General features: G+C 65.2%; 18 protein-coding genes. 11 read left to right on the forward strand and 7 right to left on the reverse strand.

From position 1 onward, the window contains the following. Positions 1-213: 213 nt before the first annotated feature. From VGR99_RS01175 to VGR99_RS01190, 4 genes are read left to right on the forward strand one after another with little or no spacing between them, the layout of a single operon-like run. Positions 214-1,011 carry a ComF family protein gene (locus VGR99_RS01175; protein WP_326896464.1) on the forward strand — a complete coding sequence of 266 codons (798 nt, stop codon included), beginning with the start codon at positions 214-216 and terminating at the stop codon, positions 1,009-1,011. Positions 1,012-1,058: 47 nt separating this feature from the next. After that, positions 1,059-1,334, forward strand: coding sequence for a glutaredoxin 3 (gene grxC, locus VGR99_RS01180; protein ID WP_326896597.1), 276 nt, complete (start codon positions 1,059-1,061; stop codon positions 1,332-1,334). Then, positions 1,331-2,209, forward strand: coding sequence for a carbon-nitrogen hydrolase family protein (locus VGR99_RS01185; RefSeq protein ID WP_326896465.1), 879 nt, complete (start codon positions 1,331-1,333; stop codon positions 2,207-2,209). The genes grxC and VGR99_RS01185 overlap by 4 nt, the downstream gene beginning before the upstream one ends. Continuing rightward, complete coding sequence (locus VGR99_RS01190) at positions 2,206-2,694, forward strand: DUF1178 family protein (protein WP_326896466.1); 489 nt, start codon at positions 2,206-2,208, stop codon at positions 2,692-2,694. Before VGR99_RS01185 ends, VGR99_RS01190 begins: the two co-directional genes overlap by 4 nt. A gap of 91 nt (positions 2,695-2,785) precedes the next feature. On the opposite strand, the gene VGR99_RS01195 is transcribed toward VGR99_RS01190, so the two are convergent. From VGR99_RS01195 to VGR99_RS01205, 3 genes are all read right to left on the reverse strand, one after another. Then, positions 2,786-3,685, reverse strand: coding sequence for an EamA family transporter (locus VGR99_RS01195; RefSeq protein ID WP_326896467.1), 900 nt, complete (start codon positions 3,683-3,685; stop codon positions 2,786-2,788). A gap of 112 nt (positions 3,686-3,797) precedes the next feature. Next, positions 3,798-4,571: a bifunctional 2-polyprenyl-6-hydroxyphenol methylase/3-demethylubiquinol 3-O-methyltransferase UbiG gene (ubiG, locus tag VGR99_RS01200; protein ID WP_326896468.1), complete on the reverse strand. Its 774-nt coding sequence runs from the start codon at positions 4,569-4,571 to the stop codon at positions 3,798-3,800. A gap of 14 nt (positions 4,572-4,585) precedes the next feature. Continuing rightward, entirely contained in the window at positions 4,586-5,053 is a 468-nt protein-coding gene (locus VGR99_RS01205; protein WP_326896469.1) for a PH domain-containing protein, read from the reverse strand. Between the two features lie 150 nt (positions 5,054-5,203). Here VGR99_RS01205 and VGR99_RS01210 point away from each other — a divergent pair, with 150 nt between their 5' ends. The 5 genes from VGR99_RS01210 (at position 5,204) to VGR99_RS01230 (ending at position 12,360) form a co-directional block, all read left to right on the forward strand. Continuing rightward, positions 5,204-6,460, forward strand: a complete 1,257-nt coding sequence (locus VGR99_RS01210; protein WP_326896470.1) for an aspartate kinase — start codon at positions 5,204-5,206, stop codon at positions 6,458-6,460. 356 nt (positions 6,461-6,816) lie between these two features. Then, positions 6,817-9,084: a phosphoenolpyruvate--protein phosphotransferase gene (gene ptsP / locus VGR99_RS01215; protein WP_326896471.1), complete on the forward strand. Its 2,268-nt coding sequence runs from the start codon at positions 6,817-6,819 to the stop codon at positions 9,082-9,084. 58 nt (positions 9,085-9,142) lie between these two features. Further along, positions 9,143-10,228: a peptide chain release factor 1 gene (prfA, locus tag VGR99_RS01220; RefSeq protein ID WP_326896472.1), complete on the forward strand. Its 1,086-nt coding sequence runs from the start codon at positions 9,143-9,145 to the stop codon at positions 10,226-10,228. After that, entirely contained in the window at positions 10,218-11,117 is a 900-nt protein-coding gene (gene prmC, locus VGR99_RS01225; RefSeq protein WP_414645081.1) for a peptide chain release factor N(5)-glutamine methyltransferase, read from the forward strand. The genes prfA and prmC overlap by 11 nt, the downstream gene beginning before the upstream one ends. Positions 11,118-11,577: 460 nt before the next feature. Further along, positions 11,578-12,360: a DUF4167 domain-containing protein gene (locus VGR99_RS01230; protein WP_326896474.1), complete on the forward strand. Its 783-nt coding sequence runs from the start codon at positions 11,578-11,580 to the stop codon at positions 12,358-12,360. Between the two features lie 71 nt (positions 12,361-12,431). On the opposite strand, the gene VGR99_RS01235 is transcribed toward VGR99_RS01230, so the two are convergent. After that, positions 12,432-13,178: a methyltransferase domain-containing protein gene (locus VGR99_RS01235; RefSeq protein ID WP_326896475.1), complete on the reverse strand. Its 747-nt coding sequence runs from the start codon at positions 13,176-13,178 to the stop codon at positions 12,432-12,434. Between the two features lie 108 nt (positions 13,179-13,286). Between VGR99_RS01235 and gloB the strand changes: the two genes are divergently transcribed. Next, positions 13,287-14,054 carry a hydroxyacylglutathione hydrolase gene (gloB, locus tag VGR99_RS01240; RefSeq protein WP_326896476.1) on the forward strand — a complete coding sequence of 256 codons (768 nt, stop codon included), beginning with the start codon at positions 13,287-13,289 and terminating at the stop codon, positions 14,052-14,054. Between the two features lie 23 nt (positions 14,055-14,077). Further along, positions 14,078-14,500 (forward strand): cupin domain-containing protein, encoded by a 423-nt coding sequence (locus VGR99_RS01245; protein WP_326896477.1) that lies wholly within the window; start codon positions 14,078-14,080, stop codon positions 14,498-14,500. Positions 14,501-14,509: 9 nt separating this feature from the next. On the opposite strand, the gene VGR99_RS01250 is transcribed toward VGR99_RS01245, so the two are convergent. The 3 genes from VGR99_RS01250 to VGR99_RS01260 form a co-directional block, all read right to left on the reverse strand. Continuing rightward, on the reverse strand, positions 14,510-15,379 hold the full coding sequence (locus tag VGR99_RS01250; RefSeq protein WP_326896478.1) for a DMT family transporter: 870 nt from the start codon (positions 15,377-15,379) through the stop codon (positions 14,510-14,512). 115 nt (positions 15,380-15,494) lie between these two features. After that, the gene (gene phbB, locus VGR99_RS01255; protein WP_326896479.1) at positions 15,495-16,220 is read right to left on the reverse strand and encodes an acetoacetyl-CoA reductase; all 726 of its coding nucleotides are present in this window, start codon (positions 16,218-16,220) and stop codon (positions 15,495-15,497) included. Positions 16,221-16,460: 240 nt separating this feature from the next. Beyond that, a complete protein-coding gene (locus VGR99_RS01260; RefSeq protein WP_326896480.1) occupies positions 16,461-17,639 on the reverse strand; it encodes an acetyl-CoA C-acetyltransferase in 1,179 nt (392 codons plus the stop codon). Positions 17,640-17,919: the final 280 nt, after the last annotated feature.

A 17,919-nucleotide genomic window follows, 5' to 3' on the forward strand; every position in this document is an offset into this window, starting at 1 on the left:
AAGCCGAACGCGATGGCTCTGGCAATGTCTCCTCGCGTGTCCCGGACGCGGTGCGGCACGCAGTGACGCTCCGCAGAGCCGGGACCCAAGCAACTGCGGGCACGGCTCCTGGACCCCGGCTCTGCGTCGCACCGCTTCGCGCTGCGCCGCGTCCGGGGCACGAGACCGGTAGAGCCGCTTGAGACCTCGCGAGCGGAACGCTACCCTCCCCGCATGGACGCCGACACCGCCCCCTCCCGCTCCATCGCTGCACCCTTTCGTGCCGCATGGGCGGCCGGCCGACATGTCCTGACGCGGGCGGCGCGGCTTGCGCTCGACATTGCACTGCCGACGCTGTGCGTGTCCTGCCGCGAGCCGGTCGATGGTGAGGGCGTTTGCGCGTCCTGCTGGGCGCGGCTGTCGTTCATCGAACGGCCCTATTGCCCGCGGCTCGGCATCCCCTTCGTTTATGACCCCGGCCCCGACATGCTGTCGATGGAGGCGATCGCGAGCCCGCCGGCTTACCAGCGGGCGCGCGCAGCGGTGCGCTATGACGACGTCGCCCGCAGCCTGGTGCATGCGCTGAAGTACCAGGACCGCACTGATCTGGCGCCCACCATGGGCCGCTGGATGGCCCGCGCCGGCGGCGAGCTGCTGGCGGGCGCCGACATGCTGATTCCCGTTCCCCTGCATTGGCGGCGGGCCTGGCGCCGCCGCTACAACCAATCAGGGGCGCTGGCGCGCATCATCGAACGGCACAGCGGGGTGAAGGTCCGCGGCGAGGTGCTGCGCCGGGTCCGCGCCACCGAGCAGCAGATCGGCCTGTCGCGGGCGCAGCGCGCCACCAATGTGCAGGGCGCATTCCAGGTATCCCCCGACCGTGAGCCGGAGGTCCAGGGCCGACATATCGTTCTGATCGACGACGTCCTGACCTCGGGTGCGACGCTGGATGCCTGTGCGCGAGCCCTGCTACGCGCCAAGGCGGCCCAAGTGGACGTGCTGGTCTTCGCCCGGGTTGTCGAAAGCCGGTGATCTCCCATATAATTCAATGAATTCATGACATGAGAGCGCTGGACGACATGACTTCTGCTGTCGAGATCTACACGAGGCCGGGCTGCGGCTGTTGTTCCGCGGCCAAATCGCTGCTGACCCGCAAGAAGGCAACCTTCACGGAGTTCGACGTCGCCAAGGACTCGTCCTGGCGCCAGGAGATGTACGACCGCGCCGGAGAGGGCTCGACCTTCCCGCAGATCTGGATCGGCGGAACCCATATCGGCGGCTGCGACGACCTCTACGCGCTCGACCGCGAAGGCAGGCTCGACGGCATGCTGGACAGCGTGAAGGCGGTATCATGAGCGACAACAGGACCTTCACCGCCGCCATGGTGCAGATGCGCACCGGCCTGATGCCCGAGCCGAGCCTCGAGCAGGCCACCAGGCTGATCCGCCAGGCGGCAGCCAACGGCGCCAATTACGTGCAGACGCCCGAAGTCAGCAACATGATGCAGCTGAACCGCAAGGCGCTGTTCGAGCATCTGCAGAGCGAAGAGGACGACAAGTCGCTGAAGGCCTACCGGGCGCTGGCCGCCGAGCTTGGGATCCACATCCATGTCGGCTCGCTGGCGCTGCGTTTTTCGCCGGAGAAGGCGGTCAACCGCTCTTTCCTGATCGGGCCCGAGGGCAATGTGCTCGCGAGCTACGACAAGATCCACATGTTCGACATCGAGCTGCCGGACGGCGAGAGCTATCGCGAATCCGCCAATTACCAGCCGGGCGAGACCGCCGTGATCTCCGACCTGCCCTGGGGCCGCGTCGGGCTGACCATCTGCTACGACGTTCGCTTCCCGGCGCTGTACCGCGCGCTGGCCGAGAGCGGCGCGTCCTTCCTCACGGTGCCCTCGGCCTTCACCCGCAAGACCGGTGAGGCCCACTGGCATATCCTGCTCCGGGCGCGCGCGATCGAGACCGGCTGTTTCGTGTTCGCGGCGGCGCAGGCCGGCCTGCATGAAAACAAGCGCGAGACCTATGGCCACTCGCTGATCATCGATCCCTGGGGCGAGATCCTCGCCGAGGGCGATGTCGAGCCCGGCATCATCATGGCCGAGATCGACCCGGCCAAGGTCGAGACCGCCCGCCGCGCGATCCCCTCGCTCCAGCACGGCCGCCGCTTCGGCGTCGCCGATCCCAAGGCCGGGCCGGACCATCTGCACCTCGTGCGAGGATCGGCATGATCCGCTACGCGCTCCACTGCGACCAGAACCACGAGTTCGAAAGCTGGTTCCAGAGCTCTTCGGCCTACGATTCGCAGGTGAAGCGCAAGCTGGTGACCTGCCCGGTCTGCGGCTCCGCCAAGGTCGACAAGGCGATCATGGCGCCGCGCGTCATCGGCAAGAAGGGCCGCGGCCGCGCGACGCCGCCGCCTGAGCCGGCGACAACCACGACTGCCGCAGCCGAAGCTGCTGCCTCCGGATCGACCTCGCTGATGATGGCGCAGGAGCGTGAACTGCGCGCCAAGCTCAAAGAGCTGCGCGACCACATCGTCAAGAACGCCGACAATGTTGGCGAGCGCTTCGCCAACGAAGCCCGCGCGATGCATTACGGCGACAAGGAGCATCGGCCGATCTATGGCGAGGCCTCGCCTGAAGAGGCCAAGTCGCTGATCGACGAAGGCATCGAGGTGTCGCCGCTGCCGACGCTGCCGGAAGACCGGAATTGAGGCTTTCCCGTCGTTCCGGGGCGCGCAAGGCGCGAACCCGGAACCTCGAGATTCCGGGGTCGCCCTTCGGGCGCCCCGGAATGACAGTAAACTACACGCCCACCAGCACCGCTACGCCGATCACGATCAGCGCGATGCCAAGAATCTCGCGCGGCGCGATCGGCTGCTTGAACGAGTAGTAGGCGACGGCCTGTGCGAACAGCACCTCGATCAGCGCGAGGGTGCGGACATTCGCGGCGGCCGTCAGCGCGAAGGCCAGGAACCAGAACTGCGAGGCGAAGGCTCCCATGAAGCCGGCGAGCAGCGACGGCCTCCATAATCCCAGGATCGACTGCAGCACCTTCGGCGCGCGCCAGAGCAGATAGATCGTCAGGATCAGCGTCTGCACGAACAGGCCGAGCACCAGCGTGAACGATGACGCCGTCACGAACGATACGTTCGGCACGGTGATGATGGCGCCGCGGAAGCCGACCGCAGAGAGCGCGAACGCTGCGGCGGCGACGAGACCGGTGATGGTCGGCTTCAGCTCGGCAAAACTCTTCTCGCCGCCGGGCCGGAGCGCGGTGATGACGACGCCGACGGTCGCGATCAGGATCGCGAGAACCTTCAGCCAGGTCAGGTGATCGCCGAGAAAGACGAAGCCGAAGATCGCGGTCTGGATCGCCTCGGTCTTGAGATACGCCGTCGTCACCACGAAGGAGCGGTCGTTCATCGCAAGCAGCATCAAGCCGGTCGCGACGATCTGGCTGAGTGCCCCGAGCAGCAGCCACGGCCAGAACACGGTCGGCGGCATGCCGATATGATCGCCAGTCGCGACCAGCACGACGCCCAGAAACAGCAGCGAGAATGGGAAGCCGAACAGGAAGCGGATGTTGGTCGCGCCCCAGGTCCCCAGCGGCTTCGTCAACGACCGCTGCATCGCATTGCGCGCGACCTGGCCGAGCGCAGCAATGACAGTGAAGGGAATCCAGAGGCTGGTGACGGTGAACATGGGGTGAAATGGGCGGGAGGGCTTAAGACTTCGGCCAACCTGCCGCTAGCTGCGGAGCAGGTCAATCACGCCCACGTCATAGGAGCGATGCTCTCGCCTCGCTCACATCCCCTCACACCATGCCTTCCGCCACGACCATGTAGTTCACGTCCATGTCGGACGAGAGCGTCCATTTGTCCGCGAAGGGGCTATAGACGACGCCGGTCTGCTCGGTGATGACGAGGCGGTTGTCGAGGAGATACTTGGTCAGTTCGTCGGGGGTAACGAACTTGTTCCATTCGTGGGTGCCGCGCGGCAGCCAGCGCAGAACATATTCGGCGCCGACGATGGCGAGCGCAAAGCTCTTCCAATTGCGGTTCAGCGTGGAGACTACCATCAGCCCGTTCGGCTTCAGCATCGAGGCGCAGCGTTTCAGGAAGACGCCGACATCGACGACGTGTTCGACCACCTCCATCGCCAGCACGATGTCGAAGCGTTCGCGCGGGTCGATCTCTTCCACCGTGGTGCAGCGATAGTCGATCGCGAGGTGGCTCTTGTCGGCATGCAGCTTCGCCGCGGCGATGTTGCTGACGGACGGATCCACGCCGATGACCTGTGCACCCAGCCGCGACAGCGGCTCGCACAGCAGGCCGGCGCCGCAGCCGATGTCGAGCACGCGCAGGCCGCCGAGGCAGTTGAGGCTGCGCACGTTGCGCTCGAACTTGCGGCAGGCGGCGTCGCGGATATAGCCGAGCCGCAGCGGGTTGATCCGGTGCAGCGGTGCCATCTTGCCCTTGGGGTCCCACCACTCGGCCGAAAGCTTCGAGAATTTCGCGATCTCGGCGGCGTCGACGGTCGAGCCCGGCTGGACGGTGGCGGTTGCGGAAGTATTTTGCTGCATGCTCATGGTTACGCGCGGTCCTACCGCGTGGTGATCGAACTACGGAAGGCCAGCGGCGAGGCGATGGTGCTGATGGTTTCGCGACCCTCGCCGACGCCGTTGATGGTCACGTCGCCGTAGTTGAGAATACGTCCAAGAATCGTCTGGTTGACGTCGACACTCTCGACCTTGTCGAGCGCCATTTCAAAGGTGCGGCGCTTGATGAACCCGGTCTTGTGCACAACCCTGAGGTTGGTGACGTCGGTTTCGGTGGTGAAGCGGTGGAACCAGCCCTTTACGGTCCAGTACAGGGCGGCAAGGGCCACCAGACCGGAGCCGAACAAGCAGACGATCATCACGCCGTAGATATCGCTCTGGCGGGAGACCACGAACAGCGCCAAGGCCACGATCCAAGCCAGAATTGCCGGCAAATGGAAGATCCAGTGCGCATTGGTCGAATACAGCACCCGCTCGCCGGGCTGCAGGATTTCGTCAATATAGCGCGCCATAACCCCGTTTAACCCATTGCCCGGATTGGCCCCCGCAGGAACCCGCTTGCCCCCGGCGCCGCCCCTCTGTATACGCGCGGTCGGTATCCCCTGGCACCCGTCCAGCGCGGGTCACCATACTGATCCTTATGAAGGAATGCACGCGTCGTCATGAGCCGCCTCGTGATGAAATTCGGCGGCACGTCCGTCGCCAACATCGAACGTATCCGCAACGTCGCGCGCCATGTGAAGCGTGAGGTCGATGCCGGCCATGAGGTGGCCGTGGTCGTCTCGGCGATGTCCGGTAAAACCAACGAGCTGGTGGCCTGGTGCACCGAGGCCTCGCCGATGCACGACGCGCGCGAATACGACGCCGTCGTCGCCTCCGGCGAGCAGGTGACGTCGGGCCTGCTGGCGATCGTGCTGCAGAGCATGGGTATCCAGGCCCGCTCCTGGCAGGGCTGGCAAATCCCGATCAAGACCAGCGACGCCCATGCCTCGGCCCGGATCGAGGACATCGACGGCAGCGAGATCATCGCCCGTTTCAAGGATCGCAAGGAGGTGGCGGTCATCGCCGGCTTCCAGGGCATCGATCCCAAGACCAATCGCATCACCACGCTCGGCCGCGGCGGCTCGGACACCTCCGCCGTGGCGGTCGCCGCCGCCGTCAAGGCAGACCGCTGCGACATCTACACCGACGTCGACGGCGTCTACACCACCGATCCGCGAATCGTGCCGAAGGCCAAAAGGCTCGACAAGATCGCGTTCGAGGACATGCTGGAACTGGCTTCCCAGGGCGCCAAAGTGCTCCAGGTCCGCTCGGTGGAACTCGGCATGGTCCACAACATGCCGATCTTCGTCCGCTCGAGCTTCGACAAGCCCGAGGATATCGACCCGCATGCCAACCAACCGCCCGGCACCCTGATCTGCGGCGAGGAGGAGATCATGGAAAACCACGTCGTCACCGGCATCGCCTTTTCGAAGGACGAGGCCCAGATCTCGGTGCGCCAGATCGAGGACAAGCCCGGCGTTGCGGCATCGATCTTCGGCCCGCTGGCCGATGCCAACATCAACGTCGACATGATCGTTCAGAACGTTTCTGAAGACGGCAAGACCACCGACCTCACCTTCACGGTGCCGGCCGCCGACTACACCCGCGCCAAGGACACGATCACCGCCGCCAAGGCCAAGATCGGTTATGCACGGCTGGATACAGCCACCGACGTCGCCAAGATCTCGGTGATCGGCAGCGGCATGCGCAGCCATGCCGGCGTCGCCGCCCAGGCCTTCTCGGCCCTCGCCGGACGGAATATCAACATCCGGGCCATTACAACCTCCGAGATCAAGTTCTCGGTTTTGATCGACACGGCCTATACCGAACTTGCGGTGCGTACCCTGCACACGCTCTACGGTCTCGATCAGGCCTGAAGCGCGACGACCCGTCGTCGCGCTTCAGATTGTCGTTTGAGCATGTCTTTCCGGAAAACCGCTTCGCACTTTTCTGGACCAAGCCTGGACTAATTTTCTCTTAGCGGTCGCAGCAAACGCGAAGGTGTACACACCTTCGCGTTTGGCAGGCGTTTTGCTTGGCAAAACAAGCCTCAATTCGCTATACGGCGAACAGGGTGGGCTGCCGCAGACTGTGTCCCAGTTCAGGCCGCTGATTCGGTGCAAGCGAAGGTTTGCGCCTGCGCCGGACAAACAATTTGGTTGTTTTTCTGGAATTTTAGGCCAGCCGCCGGCCGATACCGCCGGGCCCGGCAGACGGAGGAGATTGACGGTTCATGCGGAGCGCGTCGGGAGGTCCCCGCGTCTTGTTGAGACGGCTCCGCGAAACCATGGCGGAGCAGGTCTCGGCCCAGGAGCGGCTGGACAAGATCGTGGTGCTGATCGCCGCCAACATGGTGGCCGAGGTGTGCTCGGTCTATGTGCTGCGCATCGACAACACGCTCGAGCTCTACGCCACCGAAGGTCTGAACCGCGAGGCAGTGCACCATACCGTGCTCAGCGCCCATGAGGGCCTGGTCGGCCTCGTCGCCAGCGAGGCGACCCCGCTCAATCTGAGCGACGCGCAGAGCCACCCGGCCTTCTCGTTCCGTCCCGAGACCGGCGAAGAAATTTACCACTCCTTCCTCGGTGTGCCGATTCTGCGCGCCGGCAACACGCTCGGCGTGCTGGTGGTGCAGAACCGCGCCAAGCGCAACTATGTCGAGGAAGAGCTCGAGGCGCTGCAGACCACCGCGATGGTGCTGGCCGAGCTGATCGCCTCGGGCGAGCTGTCCGCGCTGGCCCAGCCCGGCCTGGAGCCGGCCGCGCGCCATTCCGCGCAGAAGGTGGGCGCCATCCTGTCGGAAGGCATCGCGCTCGGCCATGTCGTGCTGCATGAGCCGCGCGTCGTCATCAAGGACTACATCGCCGAGGACCTGCCGAAGGAAATCAAGCGGCTCGACACCGCGCTCGCCAAGCTGCGCGCCGATCTCGACCGCATGCTGGAGCGCGGCGACGTCGCCGAGGGCGGCGAGCACCGCGAGGTGCTGGAAGCCTACCGCATGTTCGCCAACGACCAGGGCTGGTCGCACAAGCTGCACGAGGCGGTTGCCACCGGCCTCACCGCGGAAGCCGCCGTCGAACGCGTGCAGTCCGACACCCGCGCGCGCATGCTGCGCTCGACCGACCCCTATTTGCGCGACCGGCTGCACGACCTCGAAGATCTCGGCTACCGCCTGATGCGGCAGCTGGTCGGCCAGGACCACGCACCGTCGCGCGAGCAACTGCCTGACAACGCCATCGTCATCGCCCGCGCGATGGGCCCCGCGGCGCTGCTCGACTACGACCGCAAGCGCCTGCGCGGCATCGTGCTGGAGGAAGGCACGGCTAATTCCCACGTCTCGATCGTGGCGCGGGCGCTCGGCATTCCCGCGGTCGGCGAGGTGCCGAATGCGCCTGGCATCGCCGATCCCGGCGACGCCATCATCGTCGACGGCACGTCGGGCTCGATCTATGTCCGCCCGTCGCAGGAGATCGAGGCGGCCTTCGCCGAGCGCGTGCGCTTCCGCGCCCGGCGCCAGGCGCAATATCTGGCGCTGCGCGATCGCCCCTGCGTCACCAAGGACGGCCAGAAGGTCGAGCTGATGATCAATGCGGGTCTCGCGATCGACCTGCCGCATATCGAGGACACCGGCAGCGCCGGCATCGGCCTGTTCCGCACCGAGCTGCAATTCATGGTCGGCCAGAGCCTGCCGCGCACCAGCGACCAGCTCGCGCTGTATCGCACCGTGCTCGATGCCGCCGGCACCAAGCCGGTCACCTTCCGCACGCTCGACATCGGCGGCGACAAGGCGCTGCCCTATATGGAAGCGGTGATCGAGGAGAACCCCGCGCTCGGCTGGCGCGCGATCCGGCTCGGGCTCGATCGTCCCGGACTGCTGCGCGGCCAGATCCGCGCGCTGCTGCGCGCCGGCGGCGGCCGTGCGCTGCGCATCATGTTCCCGATGATCTCGGAGGTCGCCGAGTTCGATTCGGCGAAGGCGCTGGTCGAGCGCGAGCTGACTTATCTGCGCCAGCACGGCCACACCCTGCCGGAGCGGATCGACATCGGCACCATGGTCGAGGTGCCCGCGCTGCTCTACCAGCTCGACGAGCTCTTGAAGAAGGTCGACTTCATCTCGGTCGGCTCCAACGATCTGTTCCAGTTCCTGTTCGCGGTCGACCGCGGCAACGCCAAGGTGTCCGAGCGCTTCGACACGATGTCGGCGCCGATCCTGCGCGTCCTGCGCGAGATCGCGCGGAAATCGAACGCGGCGAAGAAATCGCTGTCGCTCTGCGGTGAGATGGCTTCCAAGCCGATCGGCGCGCTGGCGCTGATCGCGATGGGCTATCGCTCGCTGTCGCTCTCGGCGACCGCGCTCGGCCCGGTCAAGGCGATGGTGATCGACCTTGACGCGAAGAAGGCCGAAGCGATGCTCGGCCCACTGCTTGACGCGCCCTCCGGCACCGTCTCGATCCGGCAGAAGCTGACGGAATTTGCCGAGGCCGAAGGCCTGGCGTTGTAGCGGGCCTGCCGCCCGTCTTCGCCGCCTCGCCTCCCTCCGCCCTTTTGAGACCAAACCGATGTCGTCACTCCCCGAAGCCAAACTGGACGTCCTGCTCGCGCATCACGCCTCGCTCGAGGCCGAATCGCTGGGGCAGCTCGCCTCGGAGCGCTATGTGCAGATCACGCGCGAGCTCGCCGAGATCACTCCCCTGATCGAGGCGGTCAAGACCTATCGCGCCGCCGTCAAGGAGCTCGCCGACACCGAAGCTCTGATCGCCGATCCTGCGACGGATGCAGAGATGCGCAGCATGGCGGAGGCCGAGCGCGACGAGCTGACGCCCGGGATCGAGGAGCTGGTCCAGAAAATCCGCGTCGCGCTGCTGCCCAAGGACGCCATGGACGACCGCAACGTCGTGCTGGAAATCCGCGCCGGCACCGGCGGCGACGAGGCTTCGCTGTTCGCGGGCGACCTGTTCCGGATGTACGAGCGCTTCGCCGCCTTGCAGGGCTGGAAGGTCGAGGTGATCTCGGCCAGCGAAGGCACGGTCGGCGGCTACAAGGAAATCATCGCGGAAGTGCAGGGCCGCGGCGCGTTCTCGAAACTGAAATTCGAATCCGGCGTGCACCGCGTGCAGCGCGTGCCCGACACCGAGACGCAAGGGCGCATTCACACCTCGGCCGCGACGGTCGCGGTGCTGCCCGAGGTCGAGGATGTCGACGTCGAGATCAAGAATGACGATCTGCGCATCGAGACCATGCGCGCGCAGGGCGCCGGCGGCCAGCACGTCAACAAGACGGAATCGGCGATCCGCATCACCCACATCCCGACCGGCATCGTCGTGATGATGCAGGACAGCCGCTCCCAGCACAAGAACCGCGCCTCCGCCATGAACATCCTGCGCTCGCGCATCTACGACGCCGAGCGGCAGCGCGTCGACGCCGCGCGCTCGGCCGAGCGCAAGGAGAAGGTCGGCTCCGGCGACCGCTCTGAGCGCATCCGCACCTATAATTTCCCGCAAGGCCGCGTCACCGATCACCGCATCAACCTGACGCTCTACAAGCTGCCGCAGGTGATCGCGGGAGAAGCGCTCGGCGAATTGACCGACGCATTGACCACCGAGCACCAGGCCGCGCAGCTCGCGGCCCAGGGCGCTGCGGCGTGACGGGCGCGTGAAGACTTCCTTCACCGGGCAATCGATCGAGAGCGCGCGGCGCGCACTGGTCGCGCAATTGAAGGCCGCGCAGTTCGACGAAGCCGAGCTCGACGCCCGCATCCTGATCGGGGCAGCGCTCGGCCTCGATCTCACCGGCCTGATCACACAAGCAGCCCGCCCCCTCACCGAAGCCGAGGCGTCGCGCCTGGCGCAGCACGCCCAGCGCCGCATGGCCGGCGAACCGGTGGCGCGCATTCTCGGCACGCGCGAATTCTGGGGCCTGCCGTTCCGTCTGTCGGACGCGACGCTGGTCCCGCGTCCGGACACCGAGACCGTGGTCGAACGCGCGCTCGAAATGTTGCGCGAACGAGAGCTGTCTCATCCGCCGCGCATCGCCGACATCGGCACCGGATCCGGCGCGATCCTGCTCGCGCTGCTACACGAGATTCCGGATGCATTCGGCGTCGGCACCGATCTCAGCCTCACGGCACTCAATACCGCAAAGGCCAATGCAACCGCCCTCGGCCTCGCCGAACGCGCCGGCTTCGTCGCCTGCTCTTATGCTGCGGCCCTTCGCGGCCCGTTCGACCTCATCGTCTCGAATCCGCCCTACATTCCCTCAGGGGAGATTCCGAAATTGAGCATCGAGGTGCGCGAGCATGATCCGCATCTGGCGCTCGACGGCGGCAATGACGGCTACGACGCCTACCGCGCCTTGATCCCGCAGGCGGCCGAACGGCTGACACCCGGCGGGGCCCTGATCGTCGAGGCCGGGCAGGGGCAGGCCAGAGATATTGAAACCTTGATGACGGCTGCGGCGTTGACTGTGGACAGACCACCCCGGGCCGATCTGGCGGGCATCCCAAGGGCGGTTTCGGCCAGAAAAATGCCCCCATAAAAGCCGGATTGGCCCGTAAAAACCTCTTGGAATATCCCTTGGGAACGACTACGTTCCGGTCAACACATCGGTGCCGGCCCCGTAGACCTACGGGTGAAAGCCGGGCTCTCGGGCGAGAGCTTTACTGATTAAGGTTCCAAGCCGCAGGTCCTGTTGAGCGCGATGGCCAGTGAAGCTGCGCTGCTCTCGACCGCAAAGTGAACGAAAGCCTGATATTGCGCTTGAACACTTACGCAAGAAAGCTGGGCTTGTTTCGGCAAGCGAAATGAATGGGTTCGCTGGCAAATGAATGCTGGCGTGGGGAACGCGTCTTTGTTGAACGCGACGGTCGACGAACATTGGCAGGGTTCAATCCGCTCTCGCGCGCGGTGCGTGCGAGCACTGCGAACCGCTGTCATCAGGTCACTCTCTTGCAATCAGTGATGCGTGCAACCTTTAGGGCTGGAATTAAAGGCAGGACATGAGAAACGGTCAGAACAAGCAGCGGATGCGCAACCGCAACAACAACAATAACAACAACAATAACCGGCGCGGCCAGAACCCGATGACCCGGGTCTACGAATCGAACGGCCCCGACATCAAGATCCGTGGCACCGCCTCGCACATCGCCGAAAAATATCTTCAGCTGGCGCGCGACGCGCGCTCCTCCGGCGACCCGGTCGCCGCCGAGAACTACTACCAGCACGCCGAGCATTATTTCCGCCTGATCGCAGCGGCCCAGGAACAGTTCCGCCAGAACCAGCAGCCGCGCGGCGACGAGCCGATCAGCACCAGCACCGACGACAGCGAGGACGACGGCGAGAATTTCTCGAATTTCGGCCAGGAGCCGGGCTTCGTTCCGCAACCGCAGCAGCAGAATTTTGGGCGCGACGGCAATCGCGATCACCAGCAACGAGACTATCAGCAGCGCGACAACCAACAACCCTATCAGCGCGACAACCAGCAGCCGCGTGAGCATCGCGAACGCGACCATCGTCCGCAGCCGCAATATCAGCCGCAGCCGCAACCGCCGAACCAGCCGCAGCCCGTCATCGCCGATACCGGCAGCGTCGATCGCTTGCCCTCCTTCATCACCGGCGCGCAGCCGCAGGTGAATAGCGGTGCGAATGGCGCCCCGGGTGGCTTCGAGGCCGGTGGTGGCGGTGAGCGCTTCCCGCGGCGGCGCCGCCGGCCGCACGGCCCGCGCCCCGAGCGCGAGGCAGCTCCGGCCGGCTCCAGCGACGAAGTCGCACCGGGCGAGTAAGCTTCTTCTGATTTTCCGATCTGCAATCGTGATCTGCAATCGTCCTGGCCTTGCGCCGGGACGATTTGTTTTCAGGTCCGCGTCACCGTCGTCGAGGACGGCACCAGCACCGGCTTCGCCAGCGAGGGAATCAGCCGCGCCCGTTCGCGCTTGGCCGGGATCGCGCGATAGACCTGCTTGGTGGCTTCGACGATGTGCACGCCGGCAAAGGGCAGTGACAGCGCCGCCCCGGCACGCTCCCACATCTGCGCCGATTTCAGCACCCAGCCGCCGGCATAGGGCGGCATGAACAGCGCCTCGCCCCAGGCGGTGGGCGTGAACCAGGTCTGGCGCAACAGATCGGTGATCTGCGAGCGCGAATAGGGCCGGCCGTGGCCGAACGGCGTGCTGTCGGTGCGGGTCCACACGCCGCGGCGATTCGGGATCACCGCCATGACGCGGCCCGACGGCGACAGCACCCGCCACACCTCGCGCAGCAGCGCGGCCGGATCGTCCGACATCTCCAGCGCATGGACCAGCAGGATGCGGTCGACCGCGGCATCGGGAAGCGGCAGCGAGAATTCATCCACCAGCGAGGCCAGCGCGGGCCTCCCCGTCGGCCATTTCAGGACGCCCTGGGCCGCCGGCATGAAGGCGATGCAGCGCTCGGCGTCCTCGCGGAACAATCCGAGATAGGGCGTGGGATAGCCGATGCCGAGCACCCGCTGGCCCTCGGCGGTCGGCCAGCGCTCCCGGATGCCGCGATTGATCATCTGCCGCGCCACAATCCCGAGGCGGCGGGAATAGAATTCGCGAAGGTCGACGACGTCGATGCTCATGACGGCAATGTAACATGCACAAGGCGGCGGCCGCGCGCTGAATATTGCATTGCCTGCGCAACGTTAACGCCATATTTGTCTGGCGGGGCTGAGCGCGATGGAGATGTCATGGCCGCCGAAATTCGTACTTTCAGCTGTTTAAACGACAATTTCGGTTACCTGATCCACGATGTGGAAACCAAGGCGACGGCGTCGATCGACGCGCCGGAAGCCGGCCCGATCCTGAAGGCGCTGGAGCGCGAGGGCTGGCAGCTCACCGACATCCTGATCACCCATCATCACGGCGATCATGTCGGCGGGGTCGCCGAACTCAAGCAGAAATACAATTGCCGCGTCGTCGCGCCGCATGACAAGACCACGAAGATCGCCGACGTCGACCTGCGCGTCGCCAATGCCGACGTGGTCAAGATCGGCAATTTGCTGGCCCGCGTCGTGGAGACGCCCGGCCACACGCTCGACCACATCTCCTACGTGTTCGACACCGAGAAGACCGTGTTCGCCGCCGACACGCTGTTCTCGATCGGCTGCGGCCGTGTCTTCGAGGGCACCTACCCAATGATGTGGGATTCGCTTCTGAAGCTGCGTGCCTTGCCCGACGACTTCAAGCTCTATTGCGGCCACGAATACACCGCCTCCAACGTCAAGTTCGCGCTCACGGTCGATCCGGACAATGCGGCGCTGCAGGCGCGCGCGGCCGAGGTGACGAAGCTGCGGGCCGAGAACAAGCCCACGATTCCCTCACTGCTTGGTGACGAGAAGCGAGCAAACGTGTTCCTGCGGGCTGATGCGCCCGAGGTCGCAGCCAGGCTACACATGAAGGGCGCGGATGCCGCAGCCGTGTTCGGCGAGCTGCGCGAGCGCAAGAACAAGTCCTGAAGAACAAGTCCTGGCGGGGACCGATGCCGACCGCAGCCGAGATCATCGCGCGCCTGGAGCTCAGGCCGCATCCCGAAGGCGGTCACTACCGCGAGACGTTTCGCGACCAGACCACAGACGCCAACGGGCGCTCGCGCTCGACCCTGATCTATTTCCTGCTCGCGCGCGGCGAACGCTCGCACTGGCATCGCATCGATGCGGTGGAGATCTGGCACTACTATGCTGGTGGCCCGCTGACACTGCGCATCGCGCATGACGGCTGCTCGCAGCACGAGGTGCGGCTCGGCACCGATTTGCTGAACGGGGAGCGTCCGCAGGCGATCGTGCCGGCGCAGGCCTGGCAGATGGCGGAGCCCACCGGCGAGTGGACACTGGTCGGATGCACGGTGGCGCCCGCATTCGAATTCGCCAAGTTCGAGCTCGCGCCCAAGGGCTGGGAGCCCTAAGGCACACGATCAGCGCTTGCGCAGCACCATGTCTTTCGCCGCGATCAGGCCGCCGCCGGCGATCAGAATCGCGGCGATGGCGATGTTGGCGCTGGCTTTGGCAAAGCCGGCAGCGATGAGGAAGCCGGTCGAAAGCAGCGGCGTCGCGTAGGAGGCCGCGCCGAGCACGCGGATGTCGCCGCGCTTCATGCCGATGTCCCAGGCGTAGAAGGCGGCGCCGACGGGGCCGATGCCGAGCGCGGCCACGGCGAGCCATTGCAGGGTGGTTTCCGGCCACACAGTGGTTTCAAGCAGGCCATGCATGAGCGCGGCCAGCACTGCCGTTGCAAGGCAGAAGCCCGCGACCGCATCGGTTGGTACGGCTTTCAACCGGCGCGACAGCACCGAATAGGCCGCCCAGACAAACGCCGCGATGAAGGCCGCGATCAATCCCGGCACCTGACCCGGCGCGAAGCCGGACGTGCTGCCGGCAAACAGCAGCACGGTGCCGATGAGGCCGAGCACGGCGCCGATGATGTGATGTACGGCAAGCCGCTCGCCCGGCAGGAAGGACGAGAACAACACGATCAACAGCGGCCACATGTAATTCAGAAGCCCGGCTTCGGCCGGCGGAGCAAAGCGCAGCGCCAGAAAATACAGCGCGTGATAGCCGAACAGGCCGCCGACGCCGACGATCCACACCACCAGCGGCTGGCGCAGGCTTTTTGCTGCGCCACCGCGTCCGATCCAGGTCAGAAGTCCAACGACACCGCCGATCGCGAAGGTCATCGCGGCGAGCTGGAACGCCGGAATCTTTCCGGTCGCCACCGTCATCACGGAGAGCAGCGACCACATCAGGATCGCGGTCAATCCGATCAGGGTGGCTGTGCGCGGGGTCATCGATCAAGGGCTCTGAGGACGTTTATGCCCGGCACGAGGCCGGGCATTTGCGTCTTCACTATCGCCTTGTCGGGCCTGAAGCTACTGGCTTTTGGCCGAGAGGCCTGCAGCCGTGTCAGGCCTGATATTGGCCGCCATTGATGGTCATGGTCGAACCGGTGATGAAGCCGGCCTCGTCGGCTGCGAGGAACACGACCGCGCGCGCAATTTCTTCCGGCTCACCGAGCCGGCTAACCGGGATCTGCGGGATCACGTTCTTTTCCAGAACATCCTTCGGTACCGCCTGCACCATCTCGGTGTTGATGTAGCCGGGACAGATCGCGTTGACGGTGATGCCGCCCTTGGCGTTCTCGAGCGCGAGCGCCTTGGTGAAGCCGATATCGCCGGCCTTCGCCGCAGAATAATTGACCTGACCGAACTGCCCCTTCTGGCCGTTGATCGACGAGATCGAGATGATGCGGCCGAACTTGCGCGCACGCATGCCTTCGATCACCGGGCGCGTCATGTTGAACAGCGAGCCGAGATTGGTGTTGATGACGGCGTTCCACTGTTCGAGCGTCATCTTGTGGAAGGCGGTGTCGCGGGTGATGCCGGCATTGTTGACCAGCACTTCGATCGGCCCGAGCTCGGCCTCGACCTTCTTCACGCCTTCGGCGCAGGCGTCGAAATTGCTGACGTCCCATTTGTAGACGGCGATGCCGGTCTCGGCCTTGAACTTCTCCGCCGCCGCATCGTTGCCGGCATAGCTCGCCGCGACCTTGTAGCCCGCCGCCTTCAGCGCCTTGCTGATCGCAGCACCAATGCCCCGCGTGCCACCCGTGACCAGTGCAACTCGTGCCATATCAAGCTTCCTTCCCTTGGACTCTTCGGACGTTCCCGGTGATCTTTTTTTAACGGGGGATTATGCGGTTGGTTTGACGGACATCAAGAACAAAACGCCCGGCGTTGAGCCGGGCGTTTGTATTTAGTCGAGGCTTGTGTGGTTGCGAAGAATATTTGATTTGCAACCGCCGCCTTTTTAGTCGCGTGCAACGCACTCACTGATGTGTGCAGCGCACCCGTCAGCCGCGCGTCAGCAATTTCAGTCGCGCGCCAGACACATCGCGATGCCCATGCCGCCGCCGATGCACAGCGTGGCAAGGCCCTTCTTCGCGTCGCGCTTCTGCATCTCGTGCAGCAAGGTCACCAGCACGCGTGCGCCGGAAGCACCGACCGGATGGCCGATCGCGATCGCGCCACCGTTGACGTTGACCTTCGAAGTATCCCAGCCGAGGTCCTTGTTGACGGCGCAAGCCTGCGCCGCAAAAGCCTCGTTGGCCTCGACCAGGTCGAGATCACCGACATTCCAGCCGGCCTTCTTCAGCGCGGCGCGCGAGGCCGGGATCGGGCCCGAGCCCATGATCTTCGGATCGACGCCGGCCTGCGCCCAGGACACGATGCGCGCGAGCGGCTTCTTGCCTTCCTTGGCGGCCTGCTTGGCCGTCATCAGCACCACGGCGGCAGCGCCGTCATTGATGCCCGAGGCCGAGCCCGCGGTGACCGTGCCGTCCTTCTCGAAGGCGGGCTTGAGCTTGGCCATCGCATCGAGCGTGGCGCCATGACGCGGATATTCGTCGGCGCTGACGACGATGTCGCCCTTGCGGGTCTTGATGGTGACCGGGACGATCTCGTCGTTGAACTTGCCGGCCTTCTGAGCCGCTTCGGCCTTCTGCTGCGACGCGACCGCGAACTCGTCCTGCTGGGCGCGGGTGATCTGCCACTGCCGCGCGACGTTCTCGGCGGTGTTGCCCATGTGGTAGCCGTTGAAGGCATCCCACAGGCCGTCCTTGATCATGGTGTCGACCAGTTCGAGGCCGCCCATCTTGACGCCGCCGCGCAGGTGCTGGGCGTGCGGAGCCATGCTCATGGACTCCTGGCCGCCGGCGACCACGATCTCGGAATCGCCGTTGAGCAGGGCCTGGTAGCCGAGCGCGACCGTGCGCAGGCCCGAGCCGCAAAGCTGGTTGACGCCCCAGGCCGGGCTCTCCACCGGGATGCCGGCCAGGATCGAGGCCTGGCGGGCCGGGTTCTGGCCCTGGGCCGCGGTCAGGATCTGACCCATGATGACTTCCGAGACCCGGCCGGGCTCGATGCCACCGCGCTCCAGCGCCGCCTTGATGGCGATGGCGCCGAGGTCGTGGGCGGGAAGGGTCGCGAAGGCTCCGTTGAAGCTTCCGACCGGGGTGCGGGCGGCGCTGACGATGACGACATCGTCTGACATGGGCATCTCCTGGGGCTTGAGGTTCTGAAAAGGGGCAGGCGGGCGTTGGGAAATGGCCCGTCAGTCTCGTCAGGCATCCTGTTAACGTCATTGCGGCATGTCAATCGGCCGGTGACCGAATCCATGCCGCAGCGCATTCAAAATAGCGTTCTTGGCGCTTTCGCAAGCAAGATTTTGCTCTGCGATTAACCGTGCCGCACAAAACGGTAGCGTGAGCCCTTTGAAAATGCTTATTTTGTTGCGTTGCGTACTCTTCCCGCCCTGCGGCATAGCCCGGCAG

This window comes from Bradyrhizobium sp. (assembly GCF_035935975.1).
Taxonomy (GTDB): domain Bacteria; phylum Pseudomonadota; class Alphaproteobacteria; order Rhizobiales; family Xanthobacteraceae; genus Bradyrhizobium.

What these genes read in the sequence shown, in the direction of transcription:
- VGR99_RS01175 (WP_326896464.1), top strand. Translation starts at nt 214, where the DNA reads ATGGACGCCGACACCGCCCCCTCCCGCTCCATCGCTGCACCCTTTCGT.
- grxC (WP_326896597.1), top strand. Translation starts at nt 1,059, where the DNA reads ATGACTTCTGCTGTCGAGATCTACACGAGGCCGGGCTGCGGCTGTTGT.
- VGR99_RS01185 (WP_326896465.1), top strand. Translation starts at nt 1,331, where the DNA reads ATGAGCGACAACAGGACCTTCACCGCCGCCATGGTGCAGATGCGCACC.
- VGR99_RS01190 (WP_326896466.1), top strand. Translation starts at nt 2,206, where the DNA reads ATGATCCGCTACGCGCTCCACTGCGACCAGAACCACGAGTTCGAAAGC.
- VGR99_RS01195 (WP_326896467.1), bottom strand. Translation starts at nt 3,685, where the DNA reads ATGTTCACCGTCACCAGCCTCTGGATTCCCTTCACTGTCATTGCTGCG.
- ubiG (WP_326896468.1), bottom strand. Translation starts at nt 4,571, where the DNA reads ATGAGCATGCAGCAAAATACTTCCGCAACCGCCACCGTCCAGCCGGGC.
- VGR99_RS01205 (WP_326896469.1), bottom strand. Translation starts at nt 5,053, where the DNA reads ATGGCGCGCTATATTGACGAAATCCTGCAGCCCGGCGAGCGGGTGCTG.
- VGR99_RS01210 (WP_326896470.1), top strand. Translation starts at nt 5,204, where the DNA reads ATGAGCCGCCTCGTGATGAAATTCGGCGGCACGTCCGTCGCCAACATC.
- ptsP (WP_326896471.1), top strand. Translation starts at nt 6,817, where the DNA reads ATGCGGAGCGCGTCGGGAGGTCCCCGCGTCTTGTTGAGACGGCTCCGC.
- prfA (WP_326896472.1), top strand. Translation starts at nt 9,143, where the DNA reads ATGTCGTCACTCCCCGAAGCCAAACTGGACGTCCTGCTCGCGCATCAC.
- VGR99_RS01230 (WP_326896474.1), top strand. Translation starts at nt 11,578, where the DNA reads ATGAGAAACGGTCAGAACAAGCAGCGGATGCGCAACCGCAACAACAAC.
- VGR99_RS01235 (WP_326896475.1), bottom strand. Translation starts at nt 13,178, where the DNA reads ATGAGCATCGACGTCGTCGACCTTCGCGAATTCTATTCCCGCCGCCTC.
- gloB (WP_326896476.1), top strand. Translation starts at nt 13,287, where the DNA reads ATGGCCGCCGAAATTCGTACTTTCAGCTGTTTAAACGACAATTTCGGT.
- VGR99_RS01245 (WP_326896477.1), top strand. Translation starts at nt 14,078, where the DNA reads ATGCCGACCGCAGCCGAGATCATCGCGCGCCTGGAGCTCAGGCCGCAT.
- VGR99_RS01250 (WP_326896478.1), bottom strand. Translation starts at nt 15,379, where the DNA reads ATGACCCCGCGCACAGCCACCCTGATCGGATTGACCGCGATCCTGATG.
- phbB (WP_326896479.1), bottom strand. Translation starts at nt 16,220, where the DNA reads ATGGCACGAGTTGCACTGGTCACGGGTGGCACGCGGGGCATTGGTGCT.
- VGR99_RS01260 (WP_326896480.1), bottom strand. Translation starts at nt 17,639, where the DNA reads ATGTCAGACGATGTCGTCATCGTCAGCGCCGCCCGCACCCCGGTCGGA.